This window comes from Micromonospora sp. WMMA1996 (assembly GCF_002573675.1).
Lineage (GTDB): Bacteria > Actinomycetota > Actinomycetes > Mycobacteriales > Micromonosporaceae > Micromonospora > Micromonospora sediminicola.
Map to the genome: position 1 here is coordinate 2,433,887 of NZ_PDHU01000001.1, position 25,455 is coordinate 2,459,341.

Sequence of the window (25,455 nt, forward strand, 5' to 3'; positions counted from 1 at the left end):
GCTCATCGGGGCCTCCCTGCCGCCGGCCGGGTCACGAGTCGGATCCTTCGAGGGCCATCCGCACCAGTCCGGCGACGTCGAGGTCGCGGATCTCGGCGGCGGGGGCGTCCGGCGTGGCGTCCGGGGCCGGCGCGGCGGTGTCCTGGCCGAGGCGCAGCAGCGGGTCGAGCAGCCCCGCCTGCCGCAGCCGGTCCAGCGGGATCGCCGCGAGCACCCGGCGCACGGTCTCCTCGTCGGCCGGGTCGCCGGCGGCCGGGTCGCCGCCGTCGGGGAACAGCTCGGCGTCCAGGTGGTCGGCGAGGCCGGCCGGGGTCGGGTAGTCGAAGACCACTGTGGTGGGCAGCTCCCGGCCGGTCGCGGCGGTGAGCAGGTTGCGCAGCTCCACCGCGGTGAGCGAGTCGAAGCCGAGGTCGAGGAAGCCCCGCTCCGGGTCGACCGCGTCGACCGAGGGGTGGCCGAGGACCTTCGCCGCGTCGGTGCGGACCAGGTCCAGCAGCGCGTCGCGCCGGTCGGCGGCGGGCAGTACGCGCAGCTCGGCGAGCCGGTCCGCGCCCTCCGGGCCGGCGTTCGCGGCCGGTTCCGGTGCGGCGGCGAGCGCCCGCACGGCCGGCAGGTCGGCCAGCAGCGGACTGGGTCGTAGCGCGGTGAACAGCGGGTGGAACGTGGCCCAGTCGACGTCGGCGACCGTGACGCAGGTGTCGCCGGCGGCGAGCGCGTGCCGCAGCCCGGCCATCGCCGGCCCGGGCGGCAGCACCCGCAGGCCGCGTCGGCGCAGCTGTTCCGGCGCGTCGTCGTCGAACATCCCGGACTCGGTCCACGGCCCCCAGGCCACCGAGGTGGCGGGCAGGCCGCGCGCCCGGCGGTGCTGCGCGAGGGCGTCCAGGTGGGCGTTGCCGGCCGCGTACGCGCCCTGGCCGCCGCTGCCCCAGGTGGCGGCGATGGAGGAGAAGAGCACGAACGCGTCCAGCTCGACGCCGTCGAGCAGCTCGTCGAGCAGTTCCGCGCCGGCCAGCTTCGGGCCGATCACGTACGCCAGGTCCTCCAGCGTGGTCTCGGCCAGCGGGACCACCTCGCTGACCCCGGCGGCGTGCACCACCGCGCGCAGCGGCGGCCCGTCCCGGCGCAGCTCGGCCACGAGGTCGGTCATGGCGCTGCGGTCGGCGGCGTCGCACCGGGCGACCCGGCACTCGACGCCGGCCTCGGCCAGCTCGGCCAGGAGCGCGTCGGCGCCGGGGGTGTCCGCGCCGCGCCGGCTGGTCAGCACGATCCGCTCGGCGCCCGCGCCGGCGGCCCAGCGGGCCACGTGCCCGCCGAGCGCGCCGGTGCCGCCGGTGATCAGGACGGTGCCGCGCGGCTGCCACGGCGTGGGCTCGCCATCGGTCACGGCGGTGTCGAGCCGCCGGGCGTACGCACCGTCGGCGCGCACCGCCACCTGGTCCTCGGTGGTGGTGGCGAGCAGGGCGGCGGTCCGTCGGGCGGTGTCGTCGTCGACGGTGGCGGGCAGGTCGACCAGGCCGGCCCAGCGGGCGGGCTGTTCCAGCGCGGCGACCCGACCGAGGCCCCACAGCGCCGCCTGCCGGGGCCGGTCCGGGGTGTCGCCGTCCCCGACGCCGACCGCGCCCCGGGTGGCGCACCAGAGCCGGGCCGGCGCGTCGACGTCGGTCAGCGCCTGGAGCAGGTGGACGGTGGCGGCCAGCCCGCGCGGTAGCGCCGGGTGGTCGGTGTGCGACGTCTCGTCCAGGCCGAGCAGGGACAGCACGTGCGACGGGCCGTCGCCGGTCGCGGCGGCGACCAGGTCGGCCAGCCGGGTGGCCAGCTCGTCGGGCTCGGCGGCGGTGTCGACCGTCGCGGTGGTGGCCGCCGGGCCGAGCGCACCGGCCAGGGCGGTCAGGTCCGGGTCGGTGGCCCGGTCGGCGGGCAGCAGCACCAGCCAGCGGCCGGCGGGCGGGGTGCCGGCGCCGATGTCGACCGGTTCCCACCGGACCCGGTAGCGGCAGCCGTCCACCAGGGACCGTTCCCGGCCGCGGCGCCGCCACGCCGACAGCGCCGGCAGCACGGCGTCGAACGGCTGTTCCGGGGCGACGTCCAGCTCGGTGAGCAGGCCGTCCAGGTCCTCGGCGTCGACCGCCGCCCAGAACCGGCGTTCCACGGCGGTGTCGGCGTCGGCCGGCGCGGTCAGCCAGGCCGGCGGCTGCGGCCAGAAGCGCTGCCTGTCGAACACGTGGGTGGGCAGGTCGGCCGGTTGCGGGTCGGCGCCCGCGTAGAGCGCCGGCCAGTCCGGGGTGACGCCGTGCACGTGCAGCGCGGCCACGGCGCGCAGCAGGGTCGACGGTTCCGGCCGGTCCCGGCGCAGCGTGGGCAGGACCGGTGGGACCGGCCCGGCGTCGGCCAGCACGCCCTGGGCCGCCGGGGTGAGCACCCCGTCCGGGCCCACCTCCAGGTAGGCGGTGCAGCCGTGCGCGCGCAGCGCGGTGACCGCGTCGGCGAAGCGGACCGTGTCGCGGGCGTGCCGGGCCCAGTAGCCGGGCGCGCCGACCGCCGCCACGTCGACCGGCGCGCCGGTGACCGTGGAGACCAGCGGCACCGTCGGCGCGTGGTGCGGCAGCCGGGCGGCGAGCGCGGCCAGCTCGTCGAGCACCGGCTCCATCAGCGGGCTGTGGAAGGCGTGGCTGACGGCAAGCCGGCGGGTGCGTACCCCTCGGGCGGTCCACTCGGCGGCGACCCGGTCGACGGCGTCGGTCTCGCCGGCGACGACCACGGCGGCGGGGCCGTTGACGGCGGCGAGCGCGACCCCGGCGCCGAGGGTGGGCCGGACGGCGTCCTCGCCGGCGGCGACGGCGAGCATGGCCCCGCCGTCGGGCAGCGCCTGCATCAGCCGGCCCCGGGTGGCGACCAGCTCGGCGGCGTCGGCGAGGGTGAGCACCCCGGCGGCGTACGCGGCGGCGAACTCGCCGATGGAGTGCCCGGCGACCGCGTCGGGGCGCAGCCCCCAGGCGGTGAGCAGCCGGAACAGCGCCACCTCCACGGCGAACAGGGCCGGCTGGGTGAACTCGGTGCGGTCCAGCAGCGCCGCCTCGGGGGTGCCGGGTTCGGCGTCGAGCAGCGGGCGCAGCGGCCGGGACAGGTGCGGGTCGAGCGCGGCGCACACCTCGGTCAGCGCGTCCGCGTAGGTCGGGTACGCGGCGGCCAGCTCGCGACCCATGCCGGGCCGCTGGGCGCCCTGCCCGGAGAACAGGTACGCGACCCGGGGCCGGGCGGTCACCGCGCCGGTCACCAGCGCCGGTGAGTCGTCGCCCCGGCGCAGGGCGCGCAGCCCGGCGCGCAGCGTGCGCCGGTCGGTGGCGAGCACCACCGCGCGGTGCTCCAGCGCGGCCCGGGACACGGCGGCGGTCCAGCCGACGTCGACCAGCGGTGGGGCCTGCGGACCGGTGAGCCGGTCGGCCCACGGCTGCGCCTGGGCGGCCAGCGACCCGGCGGTGCGGGCGGAGAGCAGCACCGGCACCACCGGCGGGTGCGCCGGTTCACCGGCCGGGACGGGCGGCTCGGGGGCCTGTTCGAGGATGGTGTGGGCGTTCGTGCCGCTGATGCCGAACGAGGAGACGGCGGCGCGGCGCGGGCGGCCGGTGAGCGGCCACGGCCGGCCCTCGGTGAGCAGGTCGACCGCGCCGGTGCTCCAGTCCACCTGGTCGCTGGGCGCGTCCACGTGCAGCGTCGGCGGCAGGTAGCCGTGGCGCAGCGCGAGGATCATCTTGATCACGCCGGCGACACCGGCGGCGGCCTGGGTGTGGCCGATGTTCGACTTGATCGAGCCGAGCAGCAGCGGCCGGTCCTCGGGTCGGCCCTGCCCGTACGTGGCAAGCAGCGCCTGCGCCTCGATCGGGTCGCCGAGCCGGGTGCCGGTGCCGTGCGCCTCCACCGCGTCGACGTCACCGGCGTCGAGGCGGGCGTTGGCCAGCGCGGCCCGGATGACCCGCTGCTGGGCCGGCCCGTTGGGGGCGGTGAGGCCGTTGGAGGCGCCGTCCTGGTTGACCGCGCTGCCCCGGATCACCGCGAGCACCGGGTGGCCGTTGCGGCGGGCGTCGCTGAGCCGCTCGACCAGCAGCACGCCGACGCCCTCGCCCCAGCTGGTGCCGTCGGCGCCGGCGGCGAACGCCTTGACCCGGCTGTCCGGGGCGAGGCCGCGCTGGCGGCTGAACCCGACGAACACTCCGGGGGTGGCCATCACGGTGACGCCGGCGACGAGCGCCAGGGAGCACTCGGCGGCGCGCAGCGCCTGCCCGGCCCAGTGCAGCGCGACCAGCGACGACGAGCAGGCGGTGTCCACCGACACGGCCGGCCCCTCCAGCCCGAGCGTGTACGACACCCGGCCGGACAGGACGCTGCCGGCGTTGCCGGTCATCAGGTGTCCCTCGGCGCCCTCGGCGGTGAGCATGAGGTTGCGGTAGTCCTGGTAGTTGGTGCCGACGAAGACGCCGGTGGGGCTGCCGCGCAGCGCCTGCGGGTCGATGCCGGCCCGCTCGATCGCCTCCCACGAGGTCTCCAGCAGCAGCCGCTGCTGCGGGTCCATGGCGAGCGCCTCGCGGGGGCTGATGCCGAAGAAGCCGGGGTCGAAGTCGGCCACGTCGGGCAGGAAGCCGCCCTGCCGGGCGTAGCTGGTGCCCTCGACGGCGGGGTCGGCGTCGAAGAGCCGGTCGAGGTCCCAGCCCCGGTCGGTGGGGAAGTCGCCGATGGCGTCGCCGCCGGCGGCGAGCAGTTGCCACAGCCGCTCCGGGTCGTCCGCGCCGCCGGGGAAGCGGCAGCTCATCGCGACGACGGCCAGCGGCTCGTCGGGGGTGGCCACGGCTACCGGGCCGTCGACGGCCGCGCCGGCGCCGGTGAGCAGTTCGTCGAGGTGCCCGGCGAGCACGGCCGGGTTCGGGTAGTCGAACGCGAGCGTGGCGGGCAGCCGCAGGTCGGTGGCGGTGGCGAGGAGGTTGCGCAGGTCGACGGCGGTCAGCGAGTCCAGGCCGAGGTCGCGGAAGGGCCGGTTGACTCCGACGTCGTCGGCGGAGCCGTAGCCGAGCGCGCCGGCCGCGCACTGGCGGACCAGGTCGCGCAGCGTCTCGGTCCGTTCGGCGGCGGAGCGGCCGGCGAGCTGCCGGGCCAGCGCCGAGCCGGGTTCGCCGGCCGGCTCGGTGGTGGCCGGCGTCTGCGGGGGTAGCAGCGCCTCCCGGACCTCGGGCAGGTCGCCGAGCAGCGGGCTGGGGCGGACGAGCGTGAACGCCGGGGCGAAGCGGGTCCAGTCGACGTCGGCGACCATCGTGGCGGCGTCGTCGCCGCCGAGCGCCCGGGTCAGTGCCGCGACGGCGAGGTCGGGGTCCATGGCCACCATGCCGCCGCGCCGCAGCCGCTGCTGGGCGCGCTCGTTGTCGGCGGGCAGGCCGGCGCCGTCCCAGGCGCCCCAGGCGACGGCGAGCGCCGGGAGGCCGTCGGCCCGCCGCCGGTGGGCGAGCGCGTCGAGGTGGGCGTTGGCCGCGCCGTACGCGCCCTGGCCGGCGTTGCCGGTGGTGCCGGCGACGGAGGAGAAGAGCACGAACGCGTCCAGCTCGTGGTCGCGGGTGAGCGCGTCGAGGTGGTCGGCGGCGGCGCTCTTGGGCGCGGCGACGGTGTGCAGGCGGGCCGGGGTGACGGTGTCCACGATGCCGTCGTCGAGGACGGCGGCGGTGTGCAGCACGGCGCGCAGCGGGGCGTCGTCGGGCAGGTCGGCGAGCAGCGCGGCGAGCTGGTCGCGGTCGGTGACGTCGCAGCGGGCGACGGTGACGCGTACCCCGAGGTCGGTCAGCTCGGCGGTGAGGTCGCCGGCGCCGGGGGCGTCGGGGCCGCGCCGGCTGGCCAGCAGCACGTGCGCGGCGCCGGCGCGGGCGGCCCAGCGGGCCAGGTGCCCGCCGAGGCCGCCGGTGCCGCCGGTGATCAGCACGGTGTCGCGCAGGCGGACGTCGTGGTCGGCCGGGTGGGTGAGCCGGGTGAGCCGGCGGACGTGCACGCCGGTGTCGCGGACGGCGATCTGGTCCTCGCCGTCGTCGGCGCCGAGCACCGCGCCTAGGAGGGCGGCGGCGCGCGCGTCGAGCCGGTCGGGCAGGTCGACCAGGCCGCGCCAGCGGGCGGGGTGTTCCAGGGCGACGGCCCGACCGAGGCCCCACACGGCGGCGGCGGCCGGCTCCGGGGCGGGGTCGGTGTCGCCGGTGGTGACGGCGCGGCGGGTGGCGCACCACAGCGGCGCCTCGACGCCGAGCGCGCCGAGCGCCTGGACCAGGTGGGCGGTGCCGGTGACGCCGAGCGTGGTGGCCGGATGGTCGGGGTGGGGACGTCCGTCGAGGCCGAGCAGGGAGAGCACGGCGGCGGGTCCGCCGTCGGGCAGCGCGGCGCGCAGCCGCTCGGCGAGCGCGGCCGGGTCGTCCGCCGGGTCGACGGGCACGGGTACGGCGTCGGCGCCGACGTTGCCGAGCGCGGCGAGCACCTCGGTGACGAGCGGGGCGTCGGTCAGGTCGGCGGGTACGGGCAGCAGCCAGGTCCCGCCGAGGCGGGTGAGCGGCAGGTCGGGCCGGGGTGTCCAGGTGATCCGGTAGTGCCAGCGGTCGGGGTCGGGTTCGCCGTCGCGGTCGGTGACGAAGCGCGGCGGTGCGGGCCAGTACCGCTGGTGGTCGAAGGCGTAGGTGGGCAGGTCGACGGTGTGGGTCTCGGGTAGCACGCGGGTGAGGTCGACGGGCAGGCCGACGGTGTGGGCGGTGGCCAGGTTGGTCAGCAGCCGGGTCGGGTCGTCGTCGCCGCGCCGCAGGGTGGACAGCACGTGCCCGGTGGTGCCGGTGTCGTCGAGGATCGCGGTGACCGGCATCGCCAGCACCGGATGCGGACTGATCTCCACGAACGTGCTGTGCCCGGCGCCGATCGCGGTCCGCACGGCGGTGTCGAAGCGGACGGTCTGCCGCAGGTTGTCGTACCAGTAGTCGGCCGTCATGGTGGCCGGGTCCACCCAGTCACCGGTCAGGGTGGACACCAGACGGGTGTGGCCGGGCTGCGGCGTGATGTCGGCCAGGTCCGCGCGAAGCTGCTGGGCGACGTCCTCGACGGCCGCCGAGTGCGACGCGTAGTCGACCGGGATCAGCCGGGCCCGGATCTCGTCGGCCTGACAGGCGTCCACGAAGTCGGCCACGGCCTGCGGCGGGCCGGAGACCACCACCGTGGACGGGCCGTTGACCGCCGCGATCCCGACGCCGGCGAACCCGTCGAGACGGGTTGTCACCTCGTCGACGGGCAGGTCGACCGACGCCATCGTGCCGGTCCCGCGCAGCACCGACAGGGCCCGCGACCGCAACGCCACCGTCTTCGCCGCGTCATCCAGCGACAGGATCCCCGCCACACACGCCGCGCCGATCTCCCCCTGCGAGTGACCGATCACCGCCTGCGGGGTGACCCCGACGTGCCGCCACACCGCCGCGAGCGCGACACCGACGGCCCACAGCACCGGCTGCACCACCTCGACCCGGTCCAGCCAGGACTCGTCGTCCCCGGTCAGCACCGACGGCAGGTCGACGTCCAGGAACGGCGACAACGCCGCCTGGCACTCGGCGAGCGTGGCGTCGAACACCGGCGTCCGACCCACCAGACCGGCCGCCATCCGCGCCGACTGGGCGCCCTGACCCGGGAACACGAACACCGGACCGGCCGTCCGGGACGCCGTACCCGTCACCACCGTCGGCGACGGCGTGCCGGCGGCGAGGACGTCCAGCCCCGACAGCAGGTCGTCGGCGGACGCGCCGACCACCGTCGCCCGCTGCTCGAACGCCGACCGGGTGGTCGCCAGGGACCAGGCGACCGCCGCCGGGTCGGCCGGGGCGGCACGCAGGTGCGCGGCCAGCCGGGCGGCCTGCCCGGCGAGCGCGGCGCGGGTGCGGGCGGCGAGCGGCCAGGCGGTGACGTCGGCGGCCACCAGCCCCGGGGTCGGCGGGTCGGCGGCGGGGGCGGGCTCGTCCGGGGCCTGCTCGACGATGACGTGGGCGTTGGTGCCGGAGATGCCGAACGAGGAGACGGCGGCGCGGCGCGGGCGGTCCCGGTCCGGCCAGGGGCGGGCCTCGGTGACCAGTTCCAGCGCGCCGGCGGACCAGTCGATGTGCGGGGACGGCTCGTCCACGTGCAGTGTCGCCGGCACCAGGCCGTGCCGGATGGCGAGCACCATCTTGATCACCCCGGCCACCCCCGCGGCGGCCTGGGCGTGCCCGATGTTGGACTTCACCGAGCCGAGCAGTGCCGGCCCGGCGTCGCCGCGGTCCTGCCCGTACGTGGCCAGCAGCGCCTGCGCCTCGATCGGGTCGCCCAGGTTGGTGCCGGTGCCGTGCGCCTCGATGACGTCGACGTCGGCGGTGGCGAGCCGGGCGGCGGTGAGCGCCTGACTGATGACGCGCTGCTGGGACGGGCCGTTGGGGGCGGTCAGCCCGTTGGACGCCCCGTCCTGGTTGACCGCGCTGCCGCGCAGCACCGCGAGCACCGGGTGGCCGTTGCGGCGGGCGTCGGAGAGGCGCTCCACCAGCAGCCAGCCGACGCCCTCGGAGAAGCCGGCCCCGTCGGCGGAGGCGGCGAAGGAGCGGCACCGCCCGTCCGGGGACAAGGCCCGTTGCCGGCTCGATCCGATGTAGAGGCCGGGCGTGGCCATCACGGTGACGCCACCCGCGAGCGCCAGCTCGCACTCCCCCGCCCGCAGCGCCTGCGCGGCGAGGTGCAGCGCGACCAGCGAGGAGGAGCAGGCGGTGTCGATGGAGACGGCCGGCCCCTCCAGGCCGAGCGTGTACGACACCCGGCCGGAGGCGACGGCCGCCGCCCCGCCGGTCATCGAGTGCCCCTCGTCGGCGTCCGGGGACATCATCAGCAGCGTGCCGTAGTCCTGCCCGTTGGTGCCGACGAACACCCCGGTGCGGCTGCCGCGCAGCGTGGCCGGGTCGACGCCGGCGGACTCGACGGCCTCCCACGCGGTCTCCAGCAGCAGCCGTTGCTGCGGGTCCATGGTGAGCGCCTCGCGGGGGCTGATGCCGAAGAACGCCGCGTCGAAGTCCCCGGCGCCGTCGAGGAAGCCGCCCTCCCGGGCGTACGAGGTGCCGGGGTGGTCGGGGTCGGGGTGGTAGAGCCGGTCGAGGTCCCATCCCCGGTCGTCGGGGAACGGCGCGACCGCGTCCCGCCCGTCGCGCAGCAGCTCCCACAGGTCCCGCGGGTCGCGTACGCCGCCGGGCAGCCGGCAGCTCATCGCGACGATCGCCACCGGCTCCAGTTCCTGGGACTGGGCCTCGCTGAGCCGGCGGCGGGTGTCGTGCAGGTCCGCCATGACCCGCTTGAGGTAGTCGCGGAGCTTGTCTTCATTGGCCATCGGGTGCCGCTTCCTCGCAGGGGACGGGGAGTGAGCCGGTGCGGTCAGGACAGACCGAGGTCGCGGTCCACCATGGCGAACAGCTCGTCGTCGGTGGCGTCGCCGAGGTGCCGGCCGAGGTCGTCGCCGCCACCGCCCTGCCCGAGTCGGGTGAGCATGGCCTGGAGGCGGACGGTGGCGCGGACCCGGGCGGCCTCGTCGCGGGCCACCACGTCGAGCCCGTCGGCGATCCGGTCGAGGTCGTCGAGCAGCGCGGTGGGGGTGGCCACGTCGTCCTGGGCGACCTCGGCGTAGAGGTACTCGGCGAGCGTGGTCGGCGTCGGGTAGTCGAAGACCAGGGTGACCGGCAGCGCCACCCCGGTGGCCAGGCCGAGCCGGTTGCGCAGCTCGACCGCGGTGACCGAGTCGAAGCCCAGCTCGCGGAACGCCCGGTGCTCGTCCACCGACTCCCCGGACGGGTAGTTGAGCACGGCCGCGACCTGTCCCCGGACGAGGGCCAGCAGCACGGCCATCCGGTCGGCGGCGGGCAGCCCGGCGAGTCGGTCGTGCAGCGACTCCGGGCCGTCGGGGGTCTCGCCGCCGGTGGCGCGCTCGGCGGCGCGCAACCGGCGGACGTCGGGCAGGTCGTTGATCAGCGGTCCGGGCCGGGTGGCGGTGAACGCGACGGAGAACCGCTCCCAGGCGATGTCGGCGACGGTGAGGAACGCCTCGCCGTGGTCGACGGCCTGGTGCAGCGCGGCGATCGCGGCCTCCGGCGGCATCTCGGGTACGCCGTGCCGGTGCAGCAGCTCGCCGAACGGCCCTTCGGCCATGCCGCCGCCGGCCCAGGCGCCCCAGGCGATGGAGGTGCCGGGGAGGCCGAGGCCGCGCCGGTGCTGGGCTAGCGCGTCGAGGAACGCGTTGCTGGGGGCGTAGTTGCCGACGCCGGAGCTGCCCACCGAGCCGGCGAAGGAGGAGAACATGACGAACGCGGCGAGGTCGAGGTCGAGGGTCAGTTCGTGCAGGTGGTAGGCGACGTCGACCTTGGCGGCGAGGACCCGTTCGATCTGGTCGACGCGCAGGTCGGTGATGAGCGCGTCGTCCAGCACCGCGCTGGCGTGCACCACCACCCGCAGCGGGCGGTCGGCGGGGATGTCGTCGATCAGCGCGGCCAGTGCGTCCCGGTCGGCGGCGTCGCAGGCGACCACGCTGGCGGTGGCGCCGAGCGCGGTCAGCTCCTCGACGAGCTGCGCGGCGCCGGGTGCGGCCGGGCCGCGCCGGCTGGCCACGACGATGTTCTCCACGCCGCTGCGGGCCAGCCAGCGGGCGGCGTGCCCGCCGAGGGCGCCGGTGCCGCCGGTGACCAGGGCGGTGCCGGAGGGCTGCCACGGGTGGGCGGGTCGGCTGTCGCCGAGCGGGACCCGGGTGAGCCGGCGGCCGAGCAGGCCGGCGGGGCGTACCGCGATCTGGTCCTCCTCGCCGGCGGCGGTGAGCGCCGCGACCAGCAGGCCGGCGCTGCGCTCGTCGATCGCCTCGGGCAGGTCGACCAGGCCGCCCCAGCGCTGCGGGTGTTCCAGCGCGGCGACCCGGCCGAAGCCCCAGACCATGGCCTGACCGGGCGAGCGGAGCAGGTCGGCCCGGCCGACCGAGACGGCGCCGGAGGTGACCGCCCACAGGGGTGCGGCGAGGCCGATGTCGCCGAGCGCCTGGACCAGCGCGACGGTGGCGGCGAAGCCACCGGGCACGGACGGGTGCATCGGGTGGACCAGCTCGTCGAACGCGAGCAGCGACACCACGCCGGTCACCTCGGCCGGTGTGTCGTCGGCGCCGGTGGTGATCGCCTCGCGCAGCAGTTTGGCGAGCAGGTCGCGGTCGACGTCGGTGGTGCTGACCGGCACCGGGACGACGGTGGCGCCGGCGGCGGCGATCGCCGCCACGCTCGCGTCCTGCCACGGTTCGACGATGTCGCCGGTGGGCAGCACGACCAGCCAGGTGCCGGCCATGCCGCGGTTGGTGATGCCGGTGAGCGGCTTCCACGTGTCCTGGTAGCGCCAGCTGTCGATGTCGGACTGGCGGCGTCGCTGCCGGCGCCAGCGGTGCAGCAGGGGCAGCACCGGGGCGAGCGCGTCGAGCGCCGTCCCGGCGGGGGTGTCCTCGCCGGCGACCACCTCGGCGAGGGCGGGCAGGTCGTCGCGTTCCACGGCCGCCCAGAAGCCGCTGTCGTCCGGCCCGGCGCTCTGGTCGGACGACAGGGCCGCCGGCTCGGGTCCGCCGCTGCCGTCGAGCCAGTACCGCTGGTGGTCGAAGGCGTAGCTGGGCAGGTCGACGGTGGTCGTCTCGGGCAGCACGCGGGTGAGGTCGACGGGCAGGCCGACGGTGTGGGCGCCGGCCAGGTTGGTCAGCAGCCGGGTCGGGTCGTCGTCGCCTCGACGCAGCGTGGACAGCACGTGGCCGGTGGTGGCGGTGTCGTCCAGGATCGCGGTGACCGGCATCGCCAGCACCGGATGCGGACTGATCTCCACGAACGCCGTGTGCCCCGCGCCGATCGCGGTCCGCACCGCCGTGTCGAAGCGGACCGTGCGGCGCAGGTTGTCGTACCAGTAGTCGGCCGTCATGGTGGCCGGGTCCACCCAGTCCCCGGTCAACGTCGACACCAGACGGGTGTGGCCTTGCTGCGGGGCGACGTCGGCCAGGTCGGCGCGCAACCGCTGGGCGACGTCCTCCACGGCGGCGGAGTGCGAGGCGTAGTCCACCGGGATCAACCGGGCCCGGATCTCATCGGCCTGACACGCTTCGACGAAGTCGGCCACGGCCTGCGGCGGACCGGACACCACCACCGTCGACGGGCCGTTCACCGCCGCGACCCCGACACCGTCGAACCCGGGCAGACGGACGGTCACCTCGTCGGCCGGCAGATCCACCGACGCCATCGTGCCGGTCCCCCGCAGCGCGGCGAGCGCCCGGGACCGCAGGGCCACCGCGCGGGCCGCGTCGTCGAGGGAGAGGATGCCGGCGACGCAGGCAGCGGCGATCTCGCCCTGGGAGTGACCGATGACGGCGTCGGGCAGCACACCGGCTGCGCGCCACACGGCGGCGAGGGCGACCCCGACGGCCCAGAGCACCGGCTGCACCACCTCGACCCGGTCCAGCCAGGACTCGTCGTCGCCGGTCAGCACCGACACGAGGTCGACGTCCAGGTGGGGGGCCAGCGCCGCCTGGCACTCGGCCAGCGTCGCGTCGAGGACCGGGCACCGGCCGACCAGGCCGGCGGCCATCCGGGCGGACTGGGCGCCCTGGCCGGGGAAGACGAACACCGGGCCGGCGCCGGCGGCGGTCGCCGTGCCGGTGACGAGGTTGCCCGCCGGCAGGCCGGCGGCGAGGGCGTCCAGGCCGGCCAGCAGCTCGGCCGGCGCCGCGCCGACGACGGCGGCGCGCTGGTCGAGCGTGGCGCGGGTGGTCGCGAGGGACCAGGCCACCGCCGCCGGGTCGACGTCCGCCCGGCCGCGCAGGTGCACGGCGAGCCGCGCGGCCTGGCCGGCGAGCGCGGCGCGGGTGCGACCGGAGACCGGCCAGACGGTGGGCGCGGCGGCGAGCAACCCGGGCCGGCGCGGCGCGGGCTCGGCGCTGTCGTCGGCGGCCGGCTCGGCGGGGGCCGGGCGGTACTCCTCGACGATGACGTGGGCATTGGTGCCGCTGACGCCGAACGAGGAGACGCCGCCCCGGCGGGGGCGGCCCAGCTCCGGCCACTGGCGGTTTTCGGTGATCAGCTCCACCGCGCCGGCGGACCAGTCCACGTGCGGCGACGGCTCGTCCACGTGCAGCGTCGCCGGCAGCGTGCCGTGCCGCAGCGCCATCACCATCTTGACCAGCCCGGCGACGCCGGCGGCGCTCTGGGTGTGGCCGATGTTCGACTTCACCGAGCCCAGCAGCAGCGGCCGGTCGGCGGGACGGTCCTGCCCGTACGTGGCGATGAGCGCCTGCGCCTCGATCGGGTCGCCGAGCGTGGTGCCGGTGCCGTGCGCCTCGACCAGGTCGACGTCGGCCGCGCCGAGCCGCGCGTTGGCCAGCGCGGCCCGGATCACCCGCTGCTGGGAGGGCCCGTTGGGGGCGGTGAGACCGTTGGAGGCGCCGTCCTGGTTCAGGGCGCTGCCCCGGATCACGGCGAGGATCGGGTGGCCGAGGCGTTCGGCGTCGGCGAGTCGTTCCACCACGACCACGCCGCCGCCCTCGCCCCAGCCGGTGCCGTCGGCGCCGGCCGCGAACGCCCGGCACCGCCCGTCGACGGACATGCCGCGCTGGCGGGAGAAGACCACGAAGACGCCGGGGGTGGCCATCACGGTGACGCCGCCGGCGACGGCCAGGTCGCACTCGCCGCGGCGCAGCGCCTGCCCGGCCAGGTGCAGCGCGACCAGGGAGGACGAGCAGGCGGTGTCGACGGTGACGGCGGGCCCGTTGAGGCCGAGGGTGAACGAGATCCGGCCGGAGGCGACGCTCGTGGTGTTGCCGGTGCCGAGGTACATGTCGACGCCGTCGGGCACGTGCGGCAGGCCCATGCCGTAGTTGGACGTGCTGAGGCCGACGAAGACGCCGGTCTGGCTGCCGCGCAGCGACAGCGGGTCGATGCCGGCGCGCTCGATCGCCTCCCACGAGGTCTCCAGCAGCAGCCGCTGCTGCGGGTCCATGGCGAGGGCCTCGCGGGGCGAGATGCCGAACAGGGCCGGGTCGAAGTCACCGGCGGCGTCGAGGAACCCGCCGACCCGGGTGTAGCTCTTGCCCGGCTTGTCCGGGTCGGGGTCGTAGAGCGCGTCGAGGTCCCAACCCCGGTCGTCGGGGAACTCGGTGAGCGCGTCCCGGCCGTCGGCGACCAGCTCCCACAGGTCCTCCGGGGACCGGACGCCGCCGGGGAACCGGCAGCTCATCGACACGATGGCGAGCGGTTCGGTGTCCCGCGCCTCGACGGTCTGCAGCTTGCGCTTCGTGTCGTGCAGGTCGGCGGTCACCCGCTTGAGGAAGTACCGCAGCTTGTCGTCGTCGCTCATCGCGTCCCTGCCTCGATCCGCGGTTCGGTCATGTCAGGAGATTCCAAACTCTTTGCTGATGAAGTCGAAGATCTCGTCGTCGCTGGCCGCGTCGAGGTCGGGCCGGTCCGGTTCGGCGGCCGGGCCGGCGAGGTCGGTGGCCTTGGCGAGCAGGTCCCGCATCCGGGTGGTGAACCGGTCCCGGGTCTCCGGGTCGAGGGCGAGCGTGGTGAGCAGCGACTCCACCGCGTCGATGCCCTGGAACAGCGGCTGGGTGGAGGGGGCGGCGTCGGCGGCGATCTCGCCGGCCAGTTTCCCGGCCAGCGCCTGCGGCGTCGGGTAGTCGAAGACCAGCGTGGCGGGCAGCCGCAGCCCGGACAGGGTGTTGAGCCGGTTGCGCAGGTCGACCGCGGTGAGCGAGTCGAAGCCCAGGTCGGTGAAGAGCCGGCCCGGGTCGACGGCCTCCGGCCCGGTGTGACCGAGCACGGCGGCGACGTTAGCCCGGACCACGTCGAGGAGCACCCGGCGCCGCTCGTCGTCGGACAGGCCGGCGAGCCGCTGGGCGAGCGGCACGCCGCCGGTCGCGGCGGCGCCGGCGTCGACCGAGCGGCGCAGCGGCACCCGGACCAGGCCGCGCAGCAGCGGGGCGAGCGCGCCGGACTCGGCCTGCGCCCGCAGCGCCGCCACATCCAGGCGCATGGGTACGACGGCCGCCGCGTCCAGCCGCCAGGCCGCGTCGAACAGGTGCAGCGCCTGGTCGGTGGGGAGCCCGCCGGCGCCCTGCTCGGCCATCCGGCGCACGTCGGCGTCGGCGAGGTGACCGGTCATGCCGCTGGCCTGCTCCCACAGTCCCCAGGCGAGCGAGATGCCGGGCAGGCCCTGGGCCCGCCGGTGCGCGGCGAGCGCGTCGAGGAACGCGTTCGCGGCGCCGTAGTTGGCCTGACCGGCGCTGCCCAGCGTGCCGGCGGCGGAGGAGAAGAGCACGAACGCGCCGAGGTCCCGGCCCGCGGCGAGCCGGTGCAGGTGCCACGCCGCGTCGACCTTGGGTACGGCGACCGCGTCGACCCGGTCCGGGGTGAGCGACTCCAGCACGCCGTCGTCGAGCACGCCGGCGGCGTGCACCACGGCGGTGAGCGGATGCGCGGCGGGGATGCCGTCGAGCAGCGCGGCGAGCGCGTCGGGGTCGGCGGCGTCGCAGGCGGCGACGGTGACCTCGGTGCCGGCCTCGGCCAGCTCGGCGACCAGCTCGGCGACACCGTCGGCGGTCGCGCCGCGCCGGCCGGCGAGCAGCAGGTGCCGCATCCCGTGGGTGGTCGCCAGGTGGCGGGCCAGCAGCCGGCCCAGCACGCCGGTGCCGCCGGTGACGAGCACCGTGCCGTCCGGGTCGACGCCGCCGGGCAGCGGTTCCAGTCCGGCCGGTACGCGGGCCAGGCGCGGCGCGCGTACCTGACCGGTGTGCACGGCGAGCTGCGGCTCGCCGGTGCCGATCGCGGCGGCGAGCAGCACGGCGCTGGCCGGGTCGGCGTCCAGGTCGAGCAGGTGCAGGCGGCCGGGGTGTTCGACCTGTGCGGTGCGGATCAGCCCCCAGGCGGGGGCCTGCCGCAGGTTGACCTCGGCCTGTTCTCCGGTGGCCACCGCGTCGCGGGTGACCAGGACGAGTCGGGTGTCGGCGAACCGGTCGTCGGCGAGCCACGCCCGCACCAGGTCCAGCACGCGGTGGGTGGTGGCGCGGGCCTGTGCGGCCAGCTCGGCGCCGGTGCCGTCGCCGAGCGCGGCGACTGGCACGACGACCACCTCGGGGGCGGCCTCGCCGCCGGTGAGCAGGTCGGCGAAGGACTCGGGGGCGAGGTCGGTGCGGGTCCGGGCGCCGGCCGCCTCCCCGGCGGCGCTGAGCGCGAGGTCGTCGCCGAGGACCACCCAGTGGCCGGCGGCGGGCGTCGGCGCGGCGGGCACGGCCAGCGCCGGCCAGTCCAGCCGGAACAGCGACTCGTGCCGGCCGGAGCGGGCGGCGCCGAGCGCGTCCCCGGTGACCCGGCGCATGATCAGCGATTCGGCGTGCAGGACCGGCGCGCCGGTGGCGTCGGCGACCTGGAAGGTGACGCCGACGTCGCCGGCGGCGGCGACGCGGACCCGGAGCGCGGTGGCGCCGGCGGCGAGCAGCGTGACGCCGGTCCAGGCGAACGGCAGGCGGGGGACGGTGGCGTCGGCGCCGTCGCCCATCCGGCCGAGGAAGCCGCCGATGGACATGGCCTGGAGCGCGCCGTCGAGCAGCGCCGGGTGGATGCCGAACCGGCCGGCCTCGGCGTGGTGGTCGGCGGGGAGCGCCACCTCGGCGAACACCTCGTCGCCGCGGGTCCAGGCGGCGCGCAGGCCCCGGAAGGCCGGCCCGTAGCCGAACACTGTCGACTCGATGCCGGCGTAGAACGCGTCGGAGTCGACCTCGGTGGCGCCGGGCGGCGGCCACACGCCGAGGTCGAACGCGGGCGCGACGGCGGCGCGCGGGGCGAGCTGGCCGGTGGCGTGGCAGGTCCAGGCCACGTCGGCGAGGATCTCGTCGGACCCGTCCCGGTAGGGGCGGGAGTGCAGGTGCACCGGTCGGCGGCCGGCGTTGTCGCGGTCGCCGACGGTGAGCTGGATCTGCAGCGAGCCCAGTTCGGGCAGCACGAGCGGGGCGAGCAGGGTGAGTTCCTCGACCACCGGCGCGCCGGCCTGCTCGCCGGCGTGGGCGGCCAGTTCGACGAAGGCGGTGCCGGGCAGCAGGATCGCGTCCATCACCCGGTGCTCGCCGAGCCACGGGTGGGTACGCACGGACAGCCGGCCGGTGAAGACCATCCGTTCGCTGTCGGGGAACGTGACGGCGGCGCTGAGCAGCGGGTGCCCGGCGTCCTGGAGGCCGGCGGAGGCGACGTCGTGCGCCCGGTGCGCGGGCGGGTCGAGCCAGAACCGGTGCTGCTCGAAGGCGTAGGTGGGCAGGTCGACGGTGTGGGTCTCGGGTAGCACGCGGGTGAGGTCGACGGGCAGGCCGACGGTGTGGGCGGTGGCCAGGTTGGTCAGCAGCCGGGTCGGGTCGTCGTCGCCGCGCCGCAGCGTGGACAGCACGTGCCCGGTGGTGCCGGTGTCGTCGAGGATCGCGGTGACCGGCATCGCCAGCACCGGATGCGGACTGATCTCCACGAACGTGCTGTGCCCCGCGCCGATCGCGGTCCGCACCGCGGTGTCGAAGCGGACGGTGCGGCGCAGGTTGTCGTACCAGTAGTCGGCGGTCATGGTGGCCGGGTCCACCCAGTCCCCGGTCAACGTCGACACCAGACGGGTGTGGCCTTGCTGCGGCGTCACGTCGGCCAGGTCGGTGCGCAACCGCTGGGCGACCTCCTCCACGGCGGCGGAGTGCGAGGCGTAGTCCACCGGGATCAACCGGGCCCGGACGCCGTCGGCCTGACACGCTTCGACGAAGTCGGTCACGGCCTGCGGCGGACCGGACACCACCACCGTGGACGGGCCGTTCACCGCCGCGATCCCGACACCCGCGAACCGGTTGTCGGCGGCACCGGAGCCGGCGGAGTCGGCCGTGGACCCGTCGACGCCGCCGGCCGTCCCGGCTGCGACACCGAGGCGGGCGGTCACCTCGTCGGCGGGCAGGTCGACCGACGCCATCGTCCCGGTCCCCCGCAGCGCGACGAGCGCCCGCGACCGCAACGCCACCGTCTTCGCCGCGTCCTCCAGCGACAGGATCCCCGCCACGCAGGCCGCGCCGATCTCCCCCTGCGAGTGCCCGATCACCACCTGCGGGGTGACCCCGACGTGCCGCCACACCGCCGCGAGGGCGATCCCGACGGCCCACAGCACCGGCTGCACCACCTCGACCCGCTCAAGCCACGACTCGTCCTCACCGGTCAACACCGACACCAGATCCACATCCAGATACGGACCCAACGCCACCTGACACTCGGACAGCGCGGCGTCGAACACCGGCGTCCGTCCCACCAGACCGGCCGCCATCCGCGCCGACTGCGCACCCTGACCCGGGAACACGAACACCGGGCCGGCTGCGGACGCGGTGCCGGTGACCAGGTGCGGTGACGGCGACCCGTCGGCCAGCGCGTCCAGGCCGGACAGCAACTCCTCGACCGAGGACCCGACCACCGCGCCCCGGTGGTCGAACGCCGACCGGGTGGCCACCAGGGACCACGCCACGGCGGCCGGGTCCATCTCGCCGCGCGACCGGACGTATCCGGCCAGGCGGGCGGCCTGCCCGGCCAGCGCGGCACGCGAGCGCGCGGACACCGGCCACAGCGTCGCGGCGGCGTCCAGCAGGCCGGCGGCGGTCGGGGCCGCGGCGGCGGGCTCGTCGCCCTGTTCGACGATGACGTGGGCGTTGGTGCCGGAGATGCCGAACGACGACACGGCGGCCCGGCGCGGGCGCGACGCCGACGGCCACGGGCGCGCCTCGGTGACCAGCTCGACCGCGCCGGCGTCCCAGTCGATGTGCGGGGACGGTGCGTCCACGTGCAGTGTGCGCGGGACGGTGCCGTGCCGCATGGCCTGCACCATCTTGATCACGCCGGCGACGCCGGCGGCGGCCTGGGCGTGCCCGATGTTCGACTTGATCGAGCCGAGCAGCAGCGGCCGGTCCGCCGGCCGGTCCTGCCCGTAGGTGGCGAGCAGCGCCTGCGCCTCGATCGGGTCGCCGAGCGTGGTGCCGGTGCCGTGCGCCTCCACCACGTCCACGTCGGCCGGGCCGAGCCGCGCGGCGGCCAGGGCCGCCCGGATGACCCGCTGCTGCGACGGTCCGTTGGGGGCGGTGAGCCCGTTGGACGCGCCGTCGGAGTTGACCGCGCTGCCGCGGACCACGGCGAGCACGTGGCGGCCCTGCCGGCGGGCGTCGGAGAGGCGCTGCACGAGCAGCAGGCCGACGCCCTCGGACCAGCCGGTGCCGTCGGCGGCGGCGGCGAACGACTTGCACCGGCCGTCGGCGGCCAGGCCGCGCTGCCGGGAGAACTCGACGAACGCGGTGGGGGTGGCCATCACGATGACGCCGCCCGCGAGGGCCAGGTCGCACTCGCCCCGGCGGAGCGCCTGACCGGCCCAGTGCAGCGCGACGAGGGAGGAGGAGCAGGCCGTGTCGAGCGACACCGCCGGGCCTTCCAGGCCGTACGTGTAGGCGACCCGGCCGGAGATGACGCTGCTGGTCATGCCGGTGAGCGCGTATCCGGAGGTTTCCTCCGGGGCGAAGGCGAGCAGCGAGCCGTAGTCCTGACCGCTGGTGCCGACGAACACGCCGGTGCTGCTGCCGCGTACCGAGGTCAGGTCGATGCCGGCGGACTCGAACGTCTCCCAGGTGGTTTCCAGCAGCAGCCGCTGCTGCGGGTCCATCGCCAGGGCCTCGCGCGGGCTGATGCCGAAGAAGCCGGGGTCGAAGCGGTCGACGTCGGCGAGGAAGCCGCCGCCGCGGGCGTAGAACGTGCCGGTGGCGTCCGGGTCGGGGCTGTAGAGCGTGTCCAGGTCCCAGCCCCGGTCGCCGGGCAGGTCGGTGACGGCGTCGACCCCGTCGGCGACCAGCCGCCACAGGTCGTCGGGGTTGGCCACACCGCCGGGCAGCCGGCAGGCCATCCCGATGATGGCCAGCGGTTCGTCGTCGGCGACGGCGATCGGCGCGGCGGCCGGCCGGGCCGGGACGGGGGTGCCGGCGATCTCGGTGTCCAGGTGCGCGGCGAGGTCGTGCGGGCTCGGGTGGTCGAAGACGAGCGTGGCGGGCAGCCGCAGTCCGAACGCGTTGCCGAGCCGGTTGCGCATCTCGACGGCGGTGAGCGAGTCGAAGCCGAGGTCGCTGAACGCCCGGCGCGGGTCGACGGCGGCCGGGTCGGGGTAGCCGAGCACGGCGGCGGCCTGCCCCCGGACGATCTCCACGAGCGCGGTGCGGCGGTCGGTGTCGCCGAGCGCGGCGAGCTGGTGCACCAGGGACGCGCCGGTGGCCGGCGCGGCGGCGCCCCGGGCGACCCGGATCAGCGCCCGGTACAGCGGCGGGACGGCGCCGGCGAACTGGGCCCGCATGGCGGCCAGGTCGAGGCGGGCCGGCACCAGCGCGGCGGCCGGAACGCGGCAGGCGGCGTCGAAGAGCGCGAGGCCCTCCTCCGCCTCCATCGCGGACACGCCGGAGCGGGAGATCCGGTTGAGGTGGACGTCGTCCAGCTCGGTGGTCATGCCGCTGCGGTCGGCCCAGAGGCCCCAGGCCAGGGTGAGCGCGGCCAGTCCCCGGGCGCGGCGGTGGTGGGCGAGCCCGTCGAGGAACGCGTTCGCGGCGGCGTAGTTGCCCTGGCCCGGGCCGCCGGCGGTGGCGGCGAGCGAGGAGTACGACACGAACGCGGTGAGGTCGAGGTCGGCGGTCAGCTCGTGCAGGTGCCAGGCCGCGTCGACCTTCGGGCGCAGCACCCCGTCGACGCGGTCCGGGGTGAGCGAGGAGATGACGCCGTCGTCGCGTACCCCGGCGGCGTGGACCACGGCGGTGAGCGGGTGGTCGGCGGGGAGGTCGGCGAGCAGCGCGGCGACCGCGTCCCGGTCGGCGACGTCGCAGGCGGCGACCGTGACGGTGGCGCCGAGCGCGGTCAGCTCGGCGCACAGCTCACCGATGCCGGCGGCGTCGCGGCCGCGCCGGCTGGTGAGCAGCAGGTGCCGCACGCCGTGGCGGGTCACCAGGTGCCGGCTCATCAGCTGACCGAGCGTGCCGGTGGCGCCGGTGACCAGCACCGTCCCGTCGGCGTCGAACGGCGTGCCGGTCGGGTCGGCGGGCGCGGGCACCCGGGCCAGCCGGGCGCCGGAGGCGACGCCGGCCCGGACGACGACCTGCGGTTCGTCGGTGTCCAGCGCCGGCACGAGCGCGCCGGCCGCGCCGGCCGGGTCGTCTACGTCGACGAGCACGAAGCGGCCGGGGTTCTCCGACTGGGCGGAGCGCAGCAGGCCGATGACGGCGGCGCCGGCCAGGTCGGTGAGGTCGTCGTCCGGGCCGGTGGCGACGGCGGCGCGGGTGAGCACGACCAGGCGGGTGGCGTCGTAGCGGTCGTCGGCGAGGAACCGTTGCAGCAGGTCGAGCGCCCGGTGGGTCACCTCGGCGACCCACCGGGGCACGTCGCGCCCGCCGGGCGGGTCGAGGAACGGCGCGACCAGCACGCCGGGCGCGTCCGCGCCCTCGTCCAGCGCGGTGGTCAGGGCCGCGAGACCGGGGTACGCGGTGACGGCCGTTCCGGTGGCGGCGACCGCGTCGGCGAGCGCGGTGTCGGTGTCGAGGACCGCCCAGGCGGCGGTCGACGGCGCGGCGGGCAGGGCGAGCGGTGTCCAGTCCACCCGGTACAGCGACTCGGGTCCGCCGCCCCCGGCGGTGCGGAGCTGGTCGGCGGTGACCGGGCGCAGCACGAGCGAGCCGACCGAGGCGATCGGGGCGCCGGTGACGTCGGCGAGGAGCAGGGAGACGCTGTCGGCGCCGGTGTGCCGCACCCGCACCCGGGCGGCGGCGGCCCCGGCGGCGTGCAGCGCGATGTCGTTCCAGGAGAACGGCAGCCGGCCGTGGCCGGGGGGCAGGCCGGGACCGGTGGGGTCGCCGGTCGCGCTGGTGAGGCCGAGTGTGTGCAGGGCGGCGTCGAGCAGTGCCGGGTGCACGCCGTATCCGCCGGCCTCGCCGGCCGGCGTCTCGGGCAGCGCCAGGTCGGCGAAGAGGTCGTCGCCGCGCCGCCAGGCGGTACGCAGGGCGATGAAGGACGGGCCGTAGTCGTAGCCCTGGGCGGCGAGGTGCGGGTAGAGCTGGTCGGTGGGCACCTCGGTGGCGTCCGGCGGCGGCCAGGTGGCCAGGTCGGACCAGCCGGGTACGCCGGGTTTCGCCGGGCGGTCGGCGAGGACGCCGCTGGCGTTGCGGGTCCAGGCCCGGTCACCGTCGGGGTCCCGGTCGGTGTGCTCGTCGTCGGGCGCGGAGTGCAGCGAGACGGACCGGCAGCCGGTCTCGTCGGCCGGGCCGATCCAGAGCTGGATGTCCACGCCGCCGGTCTCGGGCAGGATCAGCGGCGCCTCGAGGGTCAGCTCGCGGACGTGGTCGGCGCCGACGTGCGCGCCGGCCTGGAGGGCGAGTTCGACGAAGCCGGTGCCGGGCAGCAGCACGGTGTCGAAGACGACGTGGTCGGCGATCCACGGGTGGGTGCGCCTCGACAGCCGGCCGGTGAACAGGAAACCCTCGGCGTGGGCGACGCCGACGGCGGCGCCGAGCAGGGGGTGGCGGGCGGGCCGCAGACCGACGGCGGTGACGTCGCCGGTCCAGCCGCCGCCGGCCTCCGGCCAGTAGCGCTGGTGCTGGAACGCGTAGGTGGGCAGGTCGACCCGGGTGGCGCCGGTGCCGGTGAACCACGGCGACCAGTCGACGGGGACGCCGTGCGCGTGCAGCTCGGCCAGGCCGGCCAGCAGCGCGGCGGTCTCGTCCCGGTCGCGGCGTTGGACGGCCACGGCGAGCACGGCGTCGTCAGCGGGCAGGATCTCGGCGGTGAGCGCGGTGAGCACGCTCTGCGGGCCGATCTCCAGGAACGTGTCCACCCCGGCGTCGTGCAGGGCGGTGATCCCGTCGGCGTACCGGACCGCCTCGCGGACGTGCCGCACCCAGTAGTCGACGGTGGTCAGCTCCGCCGGGTCCGCGACCGCGCCGGTCACGTTGGACACGACCGGGAGGGTCGGCGCGGCGAACGTCAACCCGTCCAGGACGGTGCGGAAGTCGGTGAGCATCGGTTCCATCAGCGGGCTGTGGAACGCGTGCGACACGGTGAGCCGGCGGACCCGGACGCCCCGGTCGCGCCAGGTGTGCTCCAGCGCGGCCAGCGCGTCGACCGGGCCGGAGACCACGACCGACGCCGGGCCGTTGACCGCCGCGATCCCCACGTCCGTCCGGTCCGCGATCGACGCGGCCACCTCGGGCTCCGGCGCGGCGACCGCGAGCATCCCGCCGCCGTCGGGAAGCGCCTGCATCAGCCGGCCTCGGGCCGCGACCAGCGCGGCGGCGTCCGGCAGCGACAGCACCCCGGCGACGTGCGCGGCGGTGATCTCACCGATCGAGTGCCCGGCCACGAGGTCCGGGGTCACCCCGAACGACTCGACCAGGCGGAACAGGGCCACCTCGACCGCGAACAGGCCGGCCTGGGTGAACTCGGTGCGGTCCAGCAGGTCGTCGTCGCCGAACAGCACCGGCTTCAGCGCTCGCGGCAGCATCGGGTCGAGGTGACCGCACACCTCGTCGAGCGCGGCGGCGAACACCGGGAACGCCGCGTACAGGTCCCGGCCCATGCCGGGGCGTTGCGCGCCCTGACCGGAGAAGAGCACGGCGACGCCCTGCCGGTCGGTGGCCTGCCCGGTCACGGTGCCGGCCTGCGGCGTGCCGGCGGCGAGTGCGCGCAGCGCGGCCAGCAGGTCGTCCCGGCCCGTCGCGGGGAGCACGGCCCGCCGGTCGAGCGCGGCCCGGGCGGTGACCGACGAGAAGGCCACGTCGGGCGCGGTGAGGTCGGGGTCGGCGGCGATCCGGTCGGCCCACCGGCCGGCCTGGGCGGCCAGCGCGGCGTCGTCGCGGGCGGAGACCACCACCGGTACGACCGGTCGGGTGGCCGCCGGCGCGGCGTCGGCCGGGGCGGGTTCGTCCGGCGGGGCCTGTTCGAGGATGGTGTGGGCGTTGGTGCCGGAGACGCCGAACGAGGAGATCGCCGAGCGGCGCGGCCGGTCCACCGCCGGCCACGCGGTGGCCTCGGTGACCAGCGTGACCGCGCCGGCGTCCCAGTCGACCTGCGAGGTCGGCGCGTCCACGTGCAGCGTCGGCGGCACCACGCCGTGCGCCATCGCCTGCACCATCTTGATCACGCCGGCGACGCCGGCGGCGGCCTGGGTGTGCCCGAGGTTCGACTTGACCGAGCCGAGCAGCAGCGGCGCCGCGTCGCCCCGGTCCTGCCCGTACGTGGCCAGCAGCGCCTGCGCCTCGATCGGGTCGCCGAGCCGGGTGCCGGTGCCGTGCGCCTCCACCACGTCCACGCCGCCGGCGGCGAGGCCGGCGTTCGACAGTGCCTGCTGGATCACCCGCTGCTGGGCCGGCCCGTTCGGGGCGCTGAGCCCGTTCGACGCGCCGTCCTGATTGACCGCGCTGCCGCGCAGCACGGCGAGGATCCGGCGGCCGTTGCGGCGGGCGTCGCTCAGGCGTTCCAGCAGCAGCACGCCGACGCCCTCGGACCAGCCGGTGCCGTCGGCGGCCTCGGCGAACGCCTTGCACCGCCCGTCGGCGGCCAGGCCGCCCTGGCGGGAGAACTCGACGAACGCGCCGGGGGTGCACATGGCGGTGACGCCGGCGACGACGGCGAGCGTGCACTCCCGCTGCCGCAGCGCCTGCCCGGCCAGGTGCATCGCGACCAGCGACGAGGAGCAGGCGGTGTCGACGGTGACCGCCGGCCCTTCCAGGCCGAACGTGTAGGCGAGCCGGCCGGACACCACGCTGCCGGCGTTGCCGGTCATCAGGTGCCCCTCGAGACCCTGCGCGGCGGCGCTCATCAGCACCGTGCCGTAGTCCTGCCCGGTGCTGCCGGCGAAGACGCCGGTGCGGCTGCCGCGCAGCGTGTGCGGGTCGATGCCGGCCCGCTCGAAGACCTCCCAGGTGGTCTCCAGCAGCCACCGCTGCTGCGGGTCCATCGCCAGCGCCTCGCGGGGCGAGATGGCGAAGAACCCCGGGTCGAAGTCGGCGAGGTCGGTGACGAAGCCGCCCCGGCGCGCGTACGAGGTGCCGTTGCGCTCCGGGTCGCCGTCGTGCAGCGCGCCGAGGTCCCAGCCCCGGTCGGTGGGGAACTCGGTGAGCACGTCCCGGCCGGCGGCGACCACCTCCCACAGCCGCTCCGGGGTGTCGATCCCACCGGGGAAGCGGCAGCTCATGCCGACGATGGCGACCGGTTCCTGCTCACCGGCCTCCACCTCGCGCAGCCGCTGCCGCACCTGGTGCAGGTCGGCGGTGACCCGCTTCAGGTAGTCGAGAAGCTTCGCCTCGTCAGCCATGGTCCGCCCATCCCCTGTGTC

The 25,455-nt window shown here is 76.6% G+C and carries 2 protein-coding genes and 1 pseudogene; all 3 read right to left on the reverse strand.

The features are described 5' to 3' along the window. Window positions 1-31: 31 nt before the first annotated feature. Entirely contained in the window at window positions 32-9,439 is a 9,408-nt protein-coding gene (locus COO58_RS11680) for a type I polyketide synthase (RefSeq protein ID WP_369700199.1), read from the reverse strand. Then, window positions 9,436-14,409: a type I polyketide synthase gene (locus COO58_RS11685; RefSeq protein ID WP_098744963.1), complete on the reverse strand. Its 4,974-nt coding sequence runs from the start codon at window positions 14,407-14,409 to the stop codon at window positions 9,436-9,438. Before COO58_RS11685 ends, COO58_RS11680 begins: the two co-directional genes overlap by 4 nt. A 33-nt stretch (window positions 14,410-14,442) precedes the next feature. Beyond that, a pseudogene (locus COO58_RS11690) lies at window positions 14,443-25,422 on the reverse strand (SDR family NAD(P)-dependent oxidoreductase); the annotation flags it as partial. Window positions 25,423-25,455 lie beyond the last annotated feature (33 nt).

What these genes read in the sequence shown, in the direction of transcription:
- COO58_RS11685 (WP_098744963.1), bottom strand. Translation starts at nt 14,409, where the DNA reads ATGAGCGACGACGACAAGCTGCGGTACTTCCTCAAGCGGGTGACCGCC.